13 protein-coding genes are annotated in these 16,265 nt (G+C 46.9%); 3 read left to right on the top strand and 10 right to left on the bottom strand.

Going from position 1 to position 16,265, the window contains the following annotated elements; translation table 11 throughout:
• Positions 1 to 1,059 carry a response regulator gene (locus F3I09_RS18475; protein ID WP_149696518.1) on the bottom strand — a complete coding sequence of 353 codons (1,059 nt, stop codon included), beginning with the start codon at positions 1,057 to 1,059 and terminating at the stop codon, positions 1 to 3.
• A 240-nt stretch (positions 1,060 to 1,299) separates the two neighbouring features.
• Between F3I09_RS18475 and F3I09_RS18470 the strand changes: the two genes are divergently transcribed.
• Entirely contained in the window at positions 1,300 to 1,743 is a 444-nt protein-coding gene (locus F3I09_RS18470) for an Hsp20/alpha crystallin family protein (protein WP_149696517.1), read from the top strand.
• A 139-nt stretch (positions 1,744 to 1,882) separates the two neighbouring features.
• Here the strand turns inward: F3I09_RS18470 and F3I09_RS18465 are convergent, their stop codons facing one another.
• The 4 genes from F3I09_RS18465 to F3I09_RS18450 all read right to left on the bottom strand — a co-directional run bounded on the left by F3I09_RS18465 (position 1,883) and on the right by F3I09_RS18450 (position 9,674).
• Positions 1,883 to 2,719 (bottom strand): universal stress protein, encoded by an 837-nt coding sequence (locus F3I09_RS18465; RefSeq protein ID WP_149696516.1) that lies wholly within the window; start codon positions 2,717 to 2,719, stop codon positions 1,883 to 1,885.
• 108 nt (positions 2,720 to 2,827) lie between these two features.
• A complete protein-coding gene (gene glgP, locus F3I09_RS18460; RefSeq protein WP_149696515.1) occupies positions 2,828 to 7,045 on the bottom strand; it encodes an alpha-glucan family phosphorylase in 4,218 nt (1,405 codons plus the stop codon).
• A complete protein-coding gene (locus tag F3I09_RS18455; protein ID WP_188133863.1) occupies positions 7,042 to 9,009 on the bottom strand; it encodes an amylo-alpha-1,6-glucosidase in 1,968 nt (655 codons plus the stop codon). The genes glgP and F3I09_RS18455 overlap by 4 nt, the downstream gene beginning before the upstream one ends.
• 11 nt (positions 9,010 to 9,020) lie before the next feature.
• Entirely contained in the window at positions 9,021 to 9,674 is a 654-nt protein-coding gene (locus F3I09_RS18450) for a BON domain-containing protein (RefSeq protein WP_149696513.1), read from the bottom strand.
• Between the two features lie 174 nt (positions 9,675 to 9,848).
• Here F3I09_RS18450 and F3I09_RS18445 point away from each other — a divergent pair, with 174 nt between their 5' ends.
• A complete protein-coding gene (locus F3I09_RS18445) occupies positions 9,849 to 10,952 on the top strand; it encodes a site-2 protease family protein (RefSeq protein ID WP_188133862.1) in 1,104 nt (367 codons plus the stop codon).
• On the opposite strand, the gene F3I09_RS18440 is transcribed toward F3I09_RS18445, so the two are convergent.
• The 4 genes from F3I09_RS18440 to F3I09_RS18425 form a co-directional block, all read right to left on the bottom strand.
• Positions 10,949 to 11,137, bottom strand: a complete 189-nt coding sequence (locus tag F3I09_RS18440) for a hypothetical protein (RefSeq protein ID WP_149696511.1) — start codon at positions 11,135 to 11,137, stop codon at positions 10,949 to 10,951. The genes F3I09_RS18445 and F3I09_RS18440 overlap by 4 nt on opposite strands.
• An 11-nt stretch (positions 11,138 to 11,148) precedes the next feature.
• The gene (locus F3I09_RS18435) at positions 11,149 to 12,180 is read right to left on the bottom strand and encodes a hypothetical protein (RefSeq protein WP_149696510.1); all 1,032 of its coding nucleotides are present in this window, start codon (positions 12,178 to 12,180) and stop codon (positions 11,149 to 11,151) included.
• Between the two features lie 180 nt (positions 12,181 to 12,360).
• Entirely contained in the window at positions 12,361 to 13,797 is a 1,437-nt protein-coding gene (locus F3I09_RS18430; protein ID WP_188133861.1) for a L,D-transpeptidase family protein, read from the bottom strand.
• A 205-nt stretch (positions 13,798 to 14,002) separates the two neighbouring features.
• Complete coding sequence (locus tag F3I09_RS18425) at positions 14,003 to 14,839, bottom strand: hypothetical protein (RefSeq protein WP_149696508.1); 837 nt, start codon at positions 14,837 to 14,839, stop codon at positions 14,003 to 14,005.
• A gap of 51 nt (positions 14,840 to 14,890) precedes the next feature.
• Between F3I09_RS18425 and F3I09_RS34610 the strand changes: the two genes are divergently transcribed.
• On the top strand, positions 14,891 to 15,025 hold the full coding sequence (locus F3I09_RS34610) for a hypothetical protein (RefSeq protein ID WP_255479771.1): 135 nt from the start codon (positions 14,891 to 14,893) through the stop codon (positions 15,023 to 15,025).
• 285 nt (positions 15,026 to 15,310) lie between these two features.
• On the opposite strand, the gene F3I09_RS18420 is transcribed toward F3I09_RS34610, so the two are convergent.
• Positions 15,311 to 16,234 carry a 1-phosphofructokinase family hexose kinase gene (locus F3I09_RS18420; RefSeq protein WP_149696507.1) on the bottom strand — a complete coding sequence of 308 codons (924 nt, stop codon included), beginning with the start codon at positions 16,232 to 16,234 and terminating at the stop codon, positions 15,311 to 15,313.
• Between the last annotated feature and the right edge of the window lie 31 nt (positions 16,235 to 16,265).

The following is a 16,265-nucleotide window of genomic DNA, read 5'->3' as shown; positions in this document are numbered from 1 at the left end:
TTAATTCGATAATTCAGCGAGCTTTTTTGCATTGGTAATGAAAATACATCCTTCTCTTATATCAATCAGCTTTTCATCCCTGAAATCGCCCACCGTCCGGATCAGGGATTCCTTTGCAACACCGGCTATAGCGGCAAGATTCTCACGACTGATGTCAATGCCAAAGCAGTCTGAAGAGGAGGGGTTATATTTTTTGCTAACCACCAGGAGCGCTTCTGCTACTTTTTTACGCAATGAGTTGTAAGCAAGTCCAAGCAGCTGGATTTCCCTTTCCGCAATATTGTTAGCCAGCAACCGGATAAAACGCTGCATTACCTGTAGATTAACATTTGTAAGTTCCTCAAAGTCATTACGGGGAATTATAGCCAGTTCACTGTCTTCCATGGTTTCTGCATTGTCCTTATAGGTACTGCCTTCAAGTAATGGAGAATATCCGAGGAAATCACCTTCATTATATAATCCCGTGATCAGCTCTTTGCCATCGTCATTCCTTTTATAGGTTTTTACTTTACCTTTAATTACATAAAAAAGACAGGAGGGGTGATTCCCTTCCTGGTAAATGCATTGCTTCTTTTTATACCTGTTGATATTACGCCCTTCCCGCAGGTTCTTCATGGCCTGATCGGTGGATACCATTTCCAACAGGGAATCTACCCCGTTAATGCCGCTTAAAGCCATCTCTTTGATACTGACAGCCCTTTTTAACCTGGACTCCACAGAGTTGAGCAGTTCCAGAGGATTGAATGGCTTGGTGATATAATCATCCGCGCCCATATCCATTCCCTTGCGTACATCAGCCCTTTCCGTTTTGGCAGTCAGAAAAATGAACGGGATATGGTGGGCTGCGTTTTTCTTGTTCAGCATATGTAGTACGCCATAACCATCCAGAACAGGCATGGTAAGATCACATACGATCAGGTCTGGATGATACTCTTCTGCCAGTTGTACACCCACCTTCCCGTCGGGAGCAGTTAATACTTTATAGTTCGCCAGCTCAAGTATTTCGGCAGTATTTTCACGCACCTCGGCATTATCTTCAATTAATAATATTGTTGCCATAAAGAATTGCTTTGCAGAAAATGGTGTGACGACAACAGTCGTTAGTTCGCCGTGTATTCAAATTTACACATAAATCCCCAACCCCGGAAGATATGAATGAATAATGTGTTATATCACCTATGCAGGGAATTGATAATAATCATTGAATGTGTTGAGAAGCATCATTTTTTTCCGGTAATACTGTAAGTAATTTAGTGCCGTTAATAATCATTGTCACAATAATAAAACAAGGAGGTTATTATGTCTACGAGCTTACTAAGGGCAACCCCAATGCTGCCCGCATTTTTTGATGATATGTTCAAACCCTGGAAAGACATGTTTGATATGAACGGAAGCCGTACCTGGACCGCTACTGTCCCGGCAGTTAATATCAGTGAAGAGAAAGATGCTTTCAAATTGTCATTGGCTGTTCCTGGGATGAGTAAAGCAGATTTTAATGTTGATGTTGACGGTGATACCCTGACCATCAGCGCAGAGAAAGAAGAAAAAACGGAAAGTAAAAATGAAAAGATCAGCCGGGAAGAATATAACTATTCCAGCTTCTCCCGCAGTTTCCGTTTGCCTGAAGGTGTGAAGAAAGAAAGCATTTCCGCTGTTTATCAGGATGGAGTACTGAAACTAACGCTCCCGAAAAGGGAAGAAAACAAAAACAGCGGCCAGGCAAAAAAGATAGAGATCAGTTAATAGCGAGTAAAAGCCGCCGGACAGCATTTGAAAACCTGCTGTCCGGCGGCTTTGCTTTGTGAGTAAAAAAAGATAGCGATTGCGGTCGCTATCTTTTTTTATTTTCTAAATGGCGTCTGTTATGATCGGCATATATATACTATGGATGAGTAATGAACAGGGGGCCTTGCATCATGCGAAGTATATTCTCTGCACTGCTGCTGTTGAAAAAGCGTGATAACCTGCTGCGGCCATAAGCTCCGAAGGTAGTGATGTGGTCCTGTTTTTGTTCCAGGTAAGCCTGAAGTGCAATATCTGCTTTGTCTGACAGTATTTTGTAGGTGATATTTTTGTTATAGCTGTCCAGGTATTCTTTCAGCAGTTTTTCATGCGGAATAGTATCATGCCCTTTTTCGCATACATAAACTACAGTCGCGTTTTTCGCAACCAGTTCGGGGAATATACCTGCAAATGCCTTTATAGCGTACATGGACGAGAATGTACCGTTATAGGAAAAAATAACACCGTTGACTACAGACATATTTTCGGGTATTACAAATACAGGGCATTGTGCATTGGCAAGTACATTTTTGACGAACCCTGTCGGTTCGGTATCAAACAGGAAGGGAAAGGACAGTTCTTTTCCCAGCAACAGCAGGTCGGCAAACCGGCTTTCCAGAATAATTTCTTCTGCAGCGGATCCTCTGTCGCTATGTATAGCACAGGTAAGGCCACGTTCTGTACATATCTTACGCAGCGCTGCAGTATTTTCTTTGATGATCCTGCCTTTTTCTTCGGATGCTTTTATGACGATCTCATAATACCGTGCGGGTACGCCTGTCGCAAAATCCGGGGCCATCAGGGGAGTAATACTGTTTACATCTTCCAACATAACGATAGTGAGATTGCCTTTTAATATACCGGACACATATTCTATAGCGTCCAGTTGTTCCTCTTTATAATTAGTGGCATCAATAACAGCAAGTATCTTTTTCATAGTTTCTTGTTTACGGGTGATATGACAAAACTAACTCCCTGGCCGGGCTGGACCTATGACGTCGGTTTTTTCCGGCTTGAATATCGTCAGTAACCGGAATGACCATGGTCATGTCCATTTTACCAGCGGGATGTCTGTGCGGTGGTACAGAAAGTGATTTTTCGGGAATATCCTGAATGTGTAAGTATACTCTCCGCTGTGCAACAACGGGACGTTTGCGGCATATACTATTTCATTTGCCCGCTGATAGCAAAGTTGTAATTCATGTTTAAACATCAGGCTTTCATTCCTTTGTTTGTCTGTAAAAATGATCTCTACACCGATATCATCGGCAGTCAGTATACCGGGATTGAGCGTTACCGCAGCTTCCAGGTTTTCTCCTGCCACCTTTACGGTCAGCAGGCTTTTTGCCGGGGTAACAGCAATGATCCCTATGCTATCCCAACAGCTCCTTATCTTCTCTTTCCAGGCCACCAATTCCCTGGCCAGCGTATAGTTGTTCTCTCTGAGCGAGGTTAGCCGTTCAGACAGTTTGTTGTAACATGTAGTATATTCACTCATCATCCTGTTCATGGATACGGGGTGTGCAGATGACGTGATAGCCTTTTTGATCTTTGCAACCCAGTCTACAGGAACACCCTGTTGATTTCTTCTGAAATACATAGGGATAATTTCATGTTGCAACATGCTGTATACCTCTGCGGCATCCAATGCATACTGTTTGTTTTCTTCGGTATAGAGATGCTTTGTTGTCAGTGCCCAGCCGCTTTCAGGATGGTATTGTTCTGCCCACCAGCCGTCCTGTGTACTAAAGTTAAGTACACCGTTGATAAGGGCCTTCATACCGCTGGTGCCTGATGCTTCTTTTCCCCTTACGGGGAAGTTCAGCCAAAGATCTACTCCCTGTACGAGCAGGCGGGCAATATCTGTATCGTAATCTTCCAGGAAAACAATATGAGTATTTGTTGCAGCGCCTGCAGCGTTGCTGATAACCTGTTGTAGCATCCCGAGGCCCTCTATGTCTGCAGGATGGGCTTTACCTGAAAAAATAAAGGTCACAGGTTGCTGCTCATCGCTGATAATTTTTTTTAGTTGTTCCGGATCATGGAATAACAGGCTCGCCCTTTTATAGGGTGTGAACCGTCTTGCAAACCCGATGTACATTGTTTGCGGATGTAATCCGGCTAATAAGGCGGCAATCTGCTCCGGGGCATTATGATGTTGGAGTAGCTGCTGTTGTAACAATCGCCGTAGCCGTTCAGTCATAGCCCGTTTCAGTTTGTTCCTGATCTCCCAGATACGGGCGTCGGGTACTTCTGCAATGCTTTCCCAGTGCCCTTTCCCTGATTGCAGATCAATATTGTATTCCCGGAATAGCTCCTGCCATTCGGGCGCAGCCCAGGTAGGATAATGTACGCCATTCGTGATATACCTGACTGGTAGTTCTTCGGGCTGATAGTCCCTCCAGAGCGGCTGTAGCAATTTTGCTGACACACCACGATGGATGCGGCTGACGGCATTGATCTCCTGCGCCGACTTTGCGGCAAGGTGGAACATGGAAAAATCTGCCTTTGTATCTTGTTCGTCCATTCTTCCCAAAGCCATCAGCTGTTGCCAGCCAATATAACAGTCTTCTGCCAGTCCGGAAAAATAGGTACGTAACAGTGTTTCATCGAATGTGTCCATTGCCGCCGGTGCCGAGGTATGAGTTGTGAATAGGAGCGAGGCCTTTACAACTTCAAAGGCATCTTCAAAAGAAAGATGATCCCGGTAAATAAGCTCCCTTATTCTTTCCAGCACGAGAAAAGCGGCATGTCCTTCATTACAGTGATATACATCAATGGTCAGGCTGAGTGCCTGGATTAGTTTTATGCCGCCGATGCCTAATAGTATTTCCTGTTGCAGTCGCAGCTCTTTTTCTGAAGGATAAAGCCTGGAAGTGATCCTGCGGTCTCCGGGACTATTTTCAGGTATGTCCGTATCAAGCAGGTACAGGCTGGTTCTGCCCACCTGTACCTTCCAGGCTTTTGCGAAAACTTTTCTCCCGGGGAAGGCCAGGGAGATCTGCAAGGGATTGCCTTTACAATCTCTGACATCTTCGAATGGAAGCAGTGAGGGATCCAGGTGCTCCGCCACCGCCACCTGTCTGCCATCATCAGAAAACTGTTGCCTGAAATAACCTTCCCGGTAAAAAAGTCCGACGGCTGTCAGCCTGAGCTGCATGTCACTTGCAGTTTTGAGGAAGTCGCCCGCCAGCACACCCAATCCGCCGGAATAGATCCTGAAGGCAGGTAGCAATGCGTATTCCATACAGAAGTAAGCTACCGAAGGACTAGCCTCTACGGGCAGGTGTTTATACAGGTCAAACTGTTCTTCGAGTGTGTGTAAACGCTGTATGAAATCAGGCTTCTTTATCAACGCGTCCAGCTTTTCATAATTGAGGTAGCTCAGCATCCGGATAGCGTCTTCATGGCAATCATACCAAAGGTCCGGGTCAATACTGCGGAACAACTCTCTGGCAGCCGGTGTCCAGCTCCACCACACGTTTTGACTGAGCTGCCGGAGTGCTTCAAGCCCCGGTGGAAATGAGGGGGAAATGTTTATTTCGCGCCATACCGGTTGCTGGCTCAGGGCAACAGCGGCTTCTGCAGGCAATGTTTGGGGTTTATCACGAAACAATCCTTCCCGTTGCCTGCTTTTATGTAATACGAGGTTATAGGCCTCATAATATTTTCCAATCAATTTTTCCCATGTGAAATGCAGGCTTATCGCTGTTGCGCTGTTGCGCATCCCGGTAACAGCTGCAGGTGTCAGTTGCAGAAAGGAACGGATGAACATGGCAATGGCTTTCGGTGCTTCCTGCATGTCTGCATCACGCCTGTCTATGACAGTGACGCCATTGCGCTCGCTTTCGGGGAGTGTTTTTGCTGCAATGCCGAAACCAGACAATGAAGTTGTCAGGGAGGGGATATGGAATGCCAGGCTTTCCATTGGTGTGTAACCCCAGGGCTCATAATAAGAGGGAAATACAGCAAGGTCAAAGCCCGTGAGCATATCATAGTAGGTGAGATTAAAAATACCGTCCTGCCCGTTAAGATATACTGGTGCATAGATTACTTTTACGCTTGCTCCGGTCGCATTATTGAGGCCGCGTTCTTTGATGCGGCGGATGATGGCGTCTTTGTCGGGGGCATACAGGTTATGTGTCAGTATGTTGTCTTCCGGCATATGGGAAGAGGGCTGGTGTGTATGTTCCAGCAATGCTTCCCTGGGGCCTGTATGGGCAGCCGGGACAAACAGTACTGCCAATATGGTCTTTGGGAGTGCTTCCTTTTGCAACAGTGACAATGCGTCAATGAAGACGTCAATACCTTTATTGTGGAATTCGTAACGGCCGCTTTTGATAATCAGCAGGCTGTCTTCCGGAAGTTTCTCCTTTAGCAATGCGCCGGCCACCTTCAGCACCGTGGCCCTGGCCTGTTTTCTTTTGTCTTCATAATCCTTTACAGGCACTATACCGGTATCGAAACCATTTGGGGTGACATAATCCGGATACTTTTCCAGGAAGCTGCGGCACTCCCGGGCTGTTGTTTCGCTGACGCAGGTAAAACAGTCTGCCGTGGCGGCAGAAGTTTTTTCCAGGGAGTATTTGGCAGTTATCTGGAAATTCCTCGCCTGTGTGGCGGCATCGACCTTGTCAGCTATATTATAGAAGGGCTGTCCGCTGCCTGCCAGCGTCCGGCCCAGCACTGTTGCATGTGTTGTAAATACGGTTGCTACCTGTGGCACATTCCTTTCGAGGTACAGGATGCCTGCGCCCGTCATCCATTCATGGAACTGGGCAATGATGCTGTCGGTGGCATTGAGGTGCAGGCTGTAAAAACTGGCGATCACTTCTCCTGCAGCATATCCGAATAAGGCGGGGTCTATATAGTCCCACTGTCCTGTGAGTGAGTCCAGCCTGAACCTGTTCCACAGATCGCCGAAAATTTCGTTTTTACGGCTGTATAAGGGGCTGAAATCAACAAGAATGGTAATTGGTCTGCCTGGTATATCCCAGCGCCCTGTTCTGATCCGTAAGCCTTCCTTTCCTGCCTGCTCCTGCCATAAGGGAAAGAGGGACCTGTCTTCGAGGAATACGGGCAGCTGACCACCCGTTTTAGTGAGATCCGGACCGATCATGATGTAATGATCTTTCAGTTTCTCCTGCAGCAATCTGGCTTTTGTACTCAGTACCGTATGGATACCGCCTACTTTATTACATATCTCCCAGCTTATTTCGAATATATAGTCGGGGGATAAGTACTCATTACCTGCAGGGCTCATATTTGCTGATTTACTGTGTTAATGGTGGTGGTTAGTTGTTGTGCCTTGAATCCGGATATAATATGTTCCATCCTGATCAGTTCAGCCACACTCCATGCCTGCGCTACCGCGCCCCGGGCACAGTGAGGAAAGTCGCCGTCAAATAATTCCGGGATGTTATTGAGACAGTATTCGTCCAGTACATATTTAAAACCGTCATAGATCTTTTCGAGGAAGGGCAATGCCACGGGGCCTTCGGCTTTTAAGAGTGCCTCGGTAAAATGGCCCAGCAGCCACGGCCATACAGTTCCCTGGTGATAGGCTCTGTCGCGGGTGGGTTGATCTCCGCCATATACCGGCAGGTACTGCGGGTCGGAAGGAGAGAGGGTTCTTAATCCCCTTGGCGTGACGAGATCTTCTTTTACTTTTTCCATGACTGCCCTTTGTTGTATGGGCAACAATGGTGAAGAAGGCAGTGATACAGCAAATAACTGGTTAGGCCTGACAGACCAGTCTCGTATATCTCCATTTACACAGTCAGCCAGGTATTTTTTTTCATCGCTCCAGAAACAGGCGATAAAAGATTTTGCAATTTTTTCCGGGTATGTTTCCCAGCTTTGAATGAAAGCATGATCATTAGCCTCTGTGGCGGCATTGAGACAGAAGCAGACCGCATTATACCAAAGGGCGTTCACCTCTACGGCTTTTCCGGTGCGGGGTGTAACAGGGCCTTCAGGTGCTATTGCATCCATCCAGGTTAAGGCCAGCCCGGGGCCTCCTGCGTATATCAGGCCGTCTTCTTCCATGTGTATATTGAATAAGGTACCGTCTCTGTAGGCTGTTAGTATGCTTTTCAGCGGTTTGCCATATTCATGCCAGATCTCTTTCCACGAATGTGTTTTTTCTACATACTGCTGTAAGGCCCATATCAGCCACAAAGAAGCATCCACGGTATTATAGTGTGCATATGTACCTGTTCCTGCGTTCGGCAGCAAGCCATTCTTTATCTGTTGTAATTGGTGCCGTACAATACTCTTGAAGAGGTTGATCTTTCCGGTAAGTAATGTTAGTCCCGGCAGGGAGATACAGGTATCCCGTCCCCAGCTGCCAAACCAGTAAAAGCCGGCTTTTATGCGGTCGGGCATCAGGAATTGTTCTGCTGCCAGCAGGAGATGATCTTTCAGTGTTTCCGGTTTCCGGACCCCCGCTGTGCATTTGGTGAACGTTTCTTCCAGATTGCCGGTGTTTGCAGGAGACAGCCCTCCGTAGAAAATAACAGACTCTCCAGGTGCCATTTGCACTTCAAAATAACCGGGTGAATACAAGTCCTCCTGGTAGTCATAACCCCGTTCTTTTTCCCAATTGTATTCAATATTGTAATACCAGTGACTGTCAGGCTGGAATGATCCGTTTTTGAGCTGTAGAAAAAGGTCGTTATACCCCGGGTAAAGATTGATACTGATGCCCTGTTTAATGGCACGGGTAGCAGTGTTTGCAGCGGTATTGGCCCGTGTAAGCGAATGCATATTGCGAAATGCTACCAATGGCCGTAATTGAAGTTTAATGGGCTTTTTACCGGTCAGCAAGGTGTACCTGACCATTATGCCACCGTGGGCGTCCGGTACAATTTCTTTCAGCAGCAGATCTTCATCCACCTGATACCACCACCGGGGCAGCGGATTAGCTTCAAATGCGAGAATGCCTTGCTGGGCGGATGGCGTATCGGATCCGGTATAGCGGTGAAGATAAAGCTGAATGGACTTGTCGCCAGAAATGTAGGTCTCATCCAGGGATGATAGTATAACGTAGTTATCTTCACCCGGAAATGCCTGAGGCGCTACCAGCAGACCATGATATTTACGGGTATGACAGCCCGATATCGTACTGGCGCTCCAGGTTGCTGAAGTTCCGGCAACCAGGTATTCCCTGGATGCCGAGAAGTTCAGGTCCTGCATGAGTGGGCTGTGAAAACAATTGTAGAGCATAGTTGCAGGAATTAAGGAGCAATGATCAGGTCGTCCTTGACGTTGACCACGCCGGGAGTGGCCCATGCGGCTTTTTCGACCTCATTTCTTTCACCCCATGAACGCACTTTACCCTGGAGGATGATGTTGTGACCCTCCGCTACGATATTAATGGAATCCGCTTCTACGTCTGCACTACGTTCCAGGGCCTTTCTGATATTATCTTTAACGATCGACCGGGTAGGTACAGGACGTAACCGGATCAGGTTAGTTACTCCCTTTACGCCTTGCAGGTCTTTTACCAGGTTTTCTGCGGCTTGTTTCTGGTATTGCCATTCCACTTCTCCATCCAGTGTCAGCCAGCCGTCTTCTACTTTCATGGTAACACTGTCCTTCGGCACCACAGTACTCCATGATAACGCATTCAGGCCCGCATGTGCAACGTCGGTATCTGACCTGCTTTCGCCGTTAAGAAAGTGCACTTCGATGTCCATAGCTACAGCCCTTACGTCTTTTACCCTTTTGGCTGCTTTTTCAGCCGCTAATTTTTTAGTGTAACTGTTTACTGTACCACTCAGGGTTATTACGCCATCATTGACGGAAACTCCTATTTCGGCAGATTCCAGGGAAGGCTCCCATAGCAGTTCGTCCATGACGTCTTGTTGTAATTGAAGGTCTGTTTTCATAATTGAAGAATTGTCGAGTAAAAAAATTGACTGATATCGAAATTAGTGTACATCACATATCTGTTCAATGATGCTCATTTCAATGGATAATGACGTTTACCCATCTGTTTGGATGACAGTCATCATTGCTCGCGGAGCATTGGTTTCGGAACTTTAATGCTCAAATCATCTCTCATGAAAGCAACATTCACCCTGTTTACGCTTAAAGGCACCAAAATAGGCATCCACTGGACATTTATCCTGCTGATCAGCTGGATATTGATTGCTGACGGGCTTACGGGTAGAACACCGGCAGAATCCCTGTGGAAACTGGTAGCCGTTATGGCAGCTTTCATTTCTGTTGTACTACATGAACTGGGCCATATGTTCGCCGCCCGCTACTTCGGAATACCGGCTAAAGAGATCCTGTTATTACCTATAGGAGGAATGACACAGCTGAAACGTCAGCCGGAAACACCGGGACAGGAAATAATGATCAGCCTGAGCGGCCCGCTGGTAAATCTTTCGATAGCCTTTTTGCTGATACCATTTCTTGCCGGACACGCTCCGTTGTGGAGATCGATACCTTTTTTCATTAGCATTGACCGGCTGAACCTCATCTTCTTTTTACACGCTATTAATGTTCTGTTGGGAGTGATCAATCTTATTCCCGCATTCCCCATGGACGGCGGCAGGGTGCTGAGAGGGATGATGGAACTATTTACCACACCGCTGAACGCAACTAATATCGCAATATGGGTCGGCCGTTTTATATCATCACTGTTTGTGATCTCAGGTTTGCTGAATATGAACCTGCTGCTTGTTATTGCCGGAGTGGTGTTGCTGTTACAGGGAACCATGGAGAAGCACAATGCCCTGGTGCGGGATGCCCTGAAGAATGTAACGCTCAGGGACATTCTGGTAACAGACTATCGTACCATATCATCTTCATTGACATTAAGAGAGGCATTGCCTTTCCTGACCGATTACCGTCAACCCTATTTTGTGATCACCGCGGGTACATACCCGGTGGGAATTATCAGCAGAGGTACGCTTATCCGGAGCCTTGATAAAAAGCATATCGATGATCCTGTAGCTGATCTGATTACGGAAGAACATCCCTCTTTTGATATCGGTATAACTGCGCTCAGCGCCTGGGAAAACCTGCCTCCTGAAACAGATATGATCATTCCTGTGACAAGCAATGGAGCGCTCGTGGGCGTTATCAGCCGCGATGCGATCATCGAATACCTTGCCCTGCATAAACATAGCAACGCTATTCAGGAAGTATTCAGTTAATAATGCTGCATAATCAGCACTTCATAAAGCTTTTCGAATACCACTATGACAATACTTTTCCATAAAGGGAAAGTCATTCCCGCAAGTAACAATGCTGTCAGCCAGGCAAAGATCTTTTCAATCTGTGCATGCCATTGGCCATGAATAATACCTTTTACGGGGAGGGGAGTGAGTTGCGTATACATAACAATGAGATTTACTGGTACTGAATATAAACAGGACTGGGATACAAGGCCAGTACTTCCTCCGGCTGCATCAACCGTTTGCCTGTTTTCGGGTCTACTTTGTAAAATAATTTGAAGCCGGTATACTGCACCGGTTCCCGCGCAACGAAGCCGGTATAGCTATCGATCTTTTTGGCGGGTGAGCCAAAGCCATCCATATTGATCACCACCTGTACTTCGGGCACCGTCTTAATATTCTTATAGTTGGTCACCATCGCCTGCGTAAAGCGGTGTACCACCAGTATTTTGGGTGGCAGATTATATTTCTTCACAATGTCCGACAAGAAAGTAATGGCATAGTTGATATCTGCCGCATCGAAGGTGCCTATACTGGAACAGGGCACCTGCAGATTTTTCATGGAATATTCAGGATCTATTCCCAGGTGCGTTTCCGGTAGGCGCAGATATGTTTCCAGTAGTGGCAGTTCATCCTGCAGGGTACTTAGGCCCACCTGTACGTCCAGGAATAGCAGGGTCTTTTCCTGATACGCCAGCGCAACCACTTTTTCGAGTTGTTCCTGTGGCATACGCAGGCGGTATTTACCCGAAGGCCCCGGATTTTCCTGGGCTGTAACAGCAATGTAATGCAGGGCAGGCAATACGGGGAGCATTGTGTCTGCCTGCTGCCAGCTGGCTGTTTCATCTTTCAATCTGGTCAGCATTTCCTCTTCAGGCTGCATGCCCAGTATTCCCATTGCCGGCGTATAGAGGTTGCCATAATAGGCAACGATCCTGTGATATGGAAGCAGTGCCCCCTCCGGAGGAACTGCTCCATACACAGGCCACTTCTCCGATGGATTGTTATGTACAAGATGAAGAAGGAAACGCTGATAACGTCCGGTATCCTTTATTTCATCTGATAACACATCTGAAAACGCTGTAGATGATTGTGCCAGACTATCCCGCGATGTTGCGTGACGGTCTTCCGGCGTTGGCCTGGTACAGGCAAACATGAAAACCAAAATGCACATGAACGCTGCTGACCTGTAGAACAGTGATAGCATACATAGTTGTTTTTCCGAAGTTAGGCGACGCTCTCAGTGGAAAAAAGATACATCCCGACAGTCGGATGACCGCATTATCACCCAAAAGTAGTAGCTGGCATATTGACCCGGTCCACAGAGTATTGATACATCTAATAACACTTATAAAAGCGCTAATGTTTGAATAATCTGCATAAACTGTTATCTGAACTTGTTATATACATCGTCATAGAACCTGATATTTCCCTGTTGATCCGGCCAGGCTACCTCGTACAGTATGAACACTGGTGTTTTCTGCTTCACGGGAATGACAACAGGCCCTTTCTGAGGGGCAGCGGCCACTTTGACAAGGCTGTCTATACGTTGCGTTTCCTCCGGCAGCAGTAGCCTTGCCAGTGGGATCGCGTCTTCCACCCGGATACACCCATGACTGAAATACCGTTTGTTGAACATAAAATAGCTTTTACCTGGCGTGTCATGCAGATAAGTGCTGTAAGGATTGAAGAAATTCAGCTTGATAATACCCAGCGAATTGTCACACCCGTTCATCTGCCGGATGGTATAGGGAAAATTTGTCTTGCTGAGTGCCTGCCAGCTGATAGTGGAAGGATCCAGTATTCTGCCGGATTTGTCTAGTACCTGGTAATTGCCCGCGTCCAGGTATGCCGCCGGATTACCTTTTATGCCTGGCAGCAGCTCTCTGGTAGCAATATTGTAGGGTACCGTCCAGTAAGGATACATAATGATCTCATCTATCCTGCTGGTGAGGGGAGAAGTAGGCGTACTTTCTTTTCCTACAATCGTACGGGAATACAGGAGCAGGCTGTCGCCCTGGTAAAGATAGAGCCCCGCTGCCGGGATGTTCACAACAATGACTGACTGGTATTGGCGTACACAGTTCAGCCAACGGTATGTATTCAGCGCATGTTTTAACTCGGATAATCTTTTTTCAAGCGGAATATTCAATTCTTCAAGCACACCGCGTTTCAGCGCACCGTCTTCCAGGAATTCAAACAGGTGCTGTGCTGCCCGGACCCTGATCCTTAAGGTGTCTTCCTGTATGTTGTAGCTGGCAGTATCCAGATAACCCAGCTGGTACAGTTTATCTATCAGGGGATGATTGGTGCTGTCTACGATGTCGCTACTGATCTTTACGGGATGGTAACTGTTATGCTGTAAACGTTGCGTATATGCGGCAATCATATTTTTGAGAGAAAGGTATTCGGGGCAGGTAGGTTCGAGTTTACCGAGCAGCTCTCCGAGGGTATTATCGGAAAGGGCACGGTACAACATATTGGGTATGTCTATGCAGTCCGGCGTATATTTCAAACCGTCATATCCCACTCTGGCTGCCTTAGTGCCGTATGCCACGTCGGTAAAGAATGCAATAGCGGCCTGAGACAGCTGTTTATCTGTTTCAGCGGAATCTGCAGGCCCTGTACCGGCTTTCAGTTGCTGTACCAGCGTATATGCATAATCATGTGCATCGAGTCCGAGCAATGCGGACTGGTCGAAATAATTAAAAAGGGTCTGTCTGTTTCCTGCACAATCCGCAGGTAGCCAGCACATTGGTTGTCCGGCTGCAACATTGCAATACTGCATTAAGAGTAGTAACAACAGGCAGGTTGTTTTCTGCATACATTTTTTGCTATAAATGTACCATGGCAGAAAAGAGGGGAAAATGATCATGGTTGCCCTGAAAGATGTTTATGATCATCTTTGGATGTCTGAGATGGAAAGATTTGCGAATTAGTGATAAAATGAAGGGGCGGCGGAATCTGCGATGCTCCCGGAAAGGTGGTGGTACCGGCTCATTGTTCCCCTGATGTGAAATTGGCATATGTTATGGATGGGTAATGAATAGTGGTCCTTTCGTCATGCGAAGTACATTTTCTGCACTGCTGCTATTAAAGAAACGGGATAACCTGCTTCTGCCATAGGCCCCGAAGGTGCTGATGTAATGTTGCTTCTGTTGCAGGTAAGACTGTATTACTGTGTCGGCTTTGCCTGTCAGTGTCTTGTAGAAAATGTTCCTGTTGTAACAGCCCAGGCACTCCCTCAGCAGTTTTTCATGAGGTATGGTGTTGCTCCCATTTTCACATACATAGATCACTGTTGCTTCTTTGGCTACGATTTCAGGGAACATGCCAGCAAATGTCTTTATGGCGTACATGGAAGAAAATGCACCATTGTAAGTGAAAACAACGCCCTTTACTACAGACATATCTTCCGATATTACAAGCACCGGGCATTGTGCATTGACCAACACATTTTTGGTAAATTTTGTTGGGGTTGCGTCAAACAGGAGAGGAAAGGACAGGTTTTTTTCCAGCAGTACCAGGTGGGCAAAGCGGCTTTCGAGAATGATCTCTTCTGTAGTAGATCCCCTGTTACTCTGTGCGGCGCAGAACAGGTTGCGTGACTGGCATGCCATCCGCATGGCTTCTATATTATTTTTGATAATGCTACCTTTTTCCTCGCAGGCTTTTACAACGATCTCATAATAGCGTTCGGGTACACCTGCCGCAAAATCAGGGCCTATAAAGGTGGGGATACTGTCCATATCTTCCGCCATCACAATGGTTAAATTACTTTTTAACAAATCGGAAATATATGCTATCACATCCAGTTGCTCTTCTTTGTAATTAAGAGCATCAATAACAGCAAGTATCTTTTTCATGGTTCTTTTTTTTCAGTGGCGGGTAATACAAAAAATTACCACCTTAGCCGTGTGTTGATTCCTTCTGATGTGAACATCAGCATCAATCAGTTCATTTTGTCAGTGGTATGGCAACAGCCTTCCGGCATTGGTCGGGCACAGGCAAATACAAAACCTGAAATGCACATGAATGCTGCTGACCTGTAGAACAGTGATAGCATGCATAGTTGTTTTCAGAAGTTAGCTGACGTCCCTCCGTGGAAAAAAGATACTATCCCGGCAGTCTGATGACCGCATCATCACACATAAGTAGTAGCTGGCATATTGGTCCGGTCCACGGAGCTTTGTTATAATTGATAACACTTATCAACGCCCTAATGTTTGAATGATCTGCATACATAAACTGTTATCCGAGCTGGCTTCGTACATCGTTATAGCACCTTGTAATGAGCTGTGATGGCCTGTTGGGTAAGCGTGTGTAGCCGCCGGATATTATCGGTTGATCCATTCGTACAGCCGGTATACATCTTCTTTTTTGAATAGTTGTGTGCCTGCATTCATAGTGGCAGCGGTACCGCAGGCTACACCAAATTTTGCCACCGCCAGTAAAGGCTCGCCCTTGTCCAGCATCCAGGCCATACCCCCCACCATACTGTCGCCTGCACCGACAGCCGTTCTCTTTTTTACAGCGGGCGCACTGATCCGTTCACTCAGATCTTTGGTGATGAGTAATGCGCCTGCAGGTCCCATAGATATTACCAGCACTTCACAATAACCTTTTTCAATGACCTTCCTGGCCTCTTCCGTTACATTGTCCAGTTCCAGGTATTCTTTACCCGCCAGGCTGCATAGTTCCGACATGTTGGGTTTCAAGAGGTATATGCCTTTCCCGGCAGCCTGTAATAGTGGTTCTCCGGATGTGTCTGCGATTAGCTTTGAGCCCGTACGTTTGCATAAAAGCGCCAGCCGTGCAAGGAAATCGTTAGGTACACCGGGAGGCAGGCTGCCACTGGCCACAATAATGTTGGGTACCGGTTGTATGGCTTCGACAGCTGCAAGACATCTTTCCACATCTTCTTCGTCCAGTGCAGGCCCCGGCATCACAAACCGGAATTGCTGATTATGACTGAGCTCAGTAACCGTGATGTTCTCTCTCGTTTCTCCCTTCAGTGGCACGACTATACTATTGATGCCCAATGACATCAGCAATTCCTGCAGCCTTGTGCCGTTCGCGCCTCCGGCAGGGTAGAGTGCCAGGCTCTCTCCGCCCAGCTCTTTAATGGCTTTACTGGCGTTAATACCGCCACCGCCGGCTTCTGTGACCGGCTGCGCGCAACGAAGCTTTTTCTCAGGAAACATTTTCTCTACGGTAGTGCTTTTGTCGAGTGCCGGGTTCATTGTTATAGTCAGTATCATGAGATCTGGTTTTTCAATTCAAAGATATTTC

This window comes from Chitinophaga sp. CF418 (genome assembly GCF_900142925.1).
Taxonomy (GTDB): Bacteria; Bacteroidota; Bacteroidia; order Chitinophagales; family Chitinophagaceae; genus Chitinophaga.
This window is presented reverse-complemented; position numbering and strand designations above follow the sequence as displayed.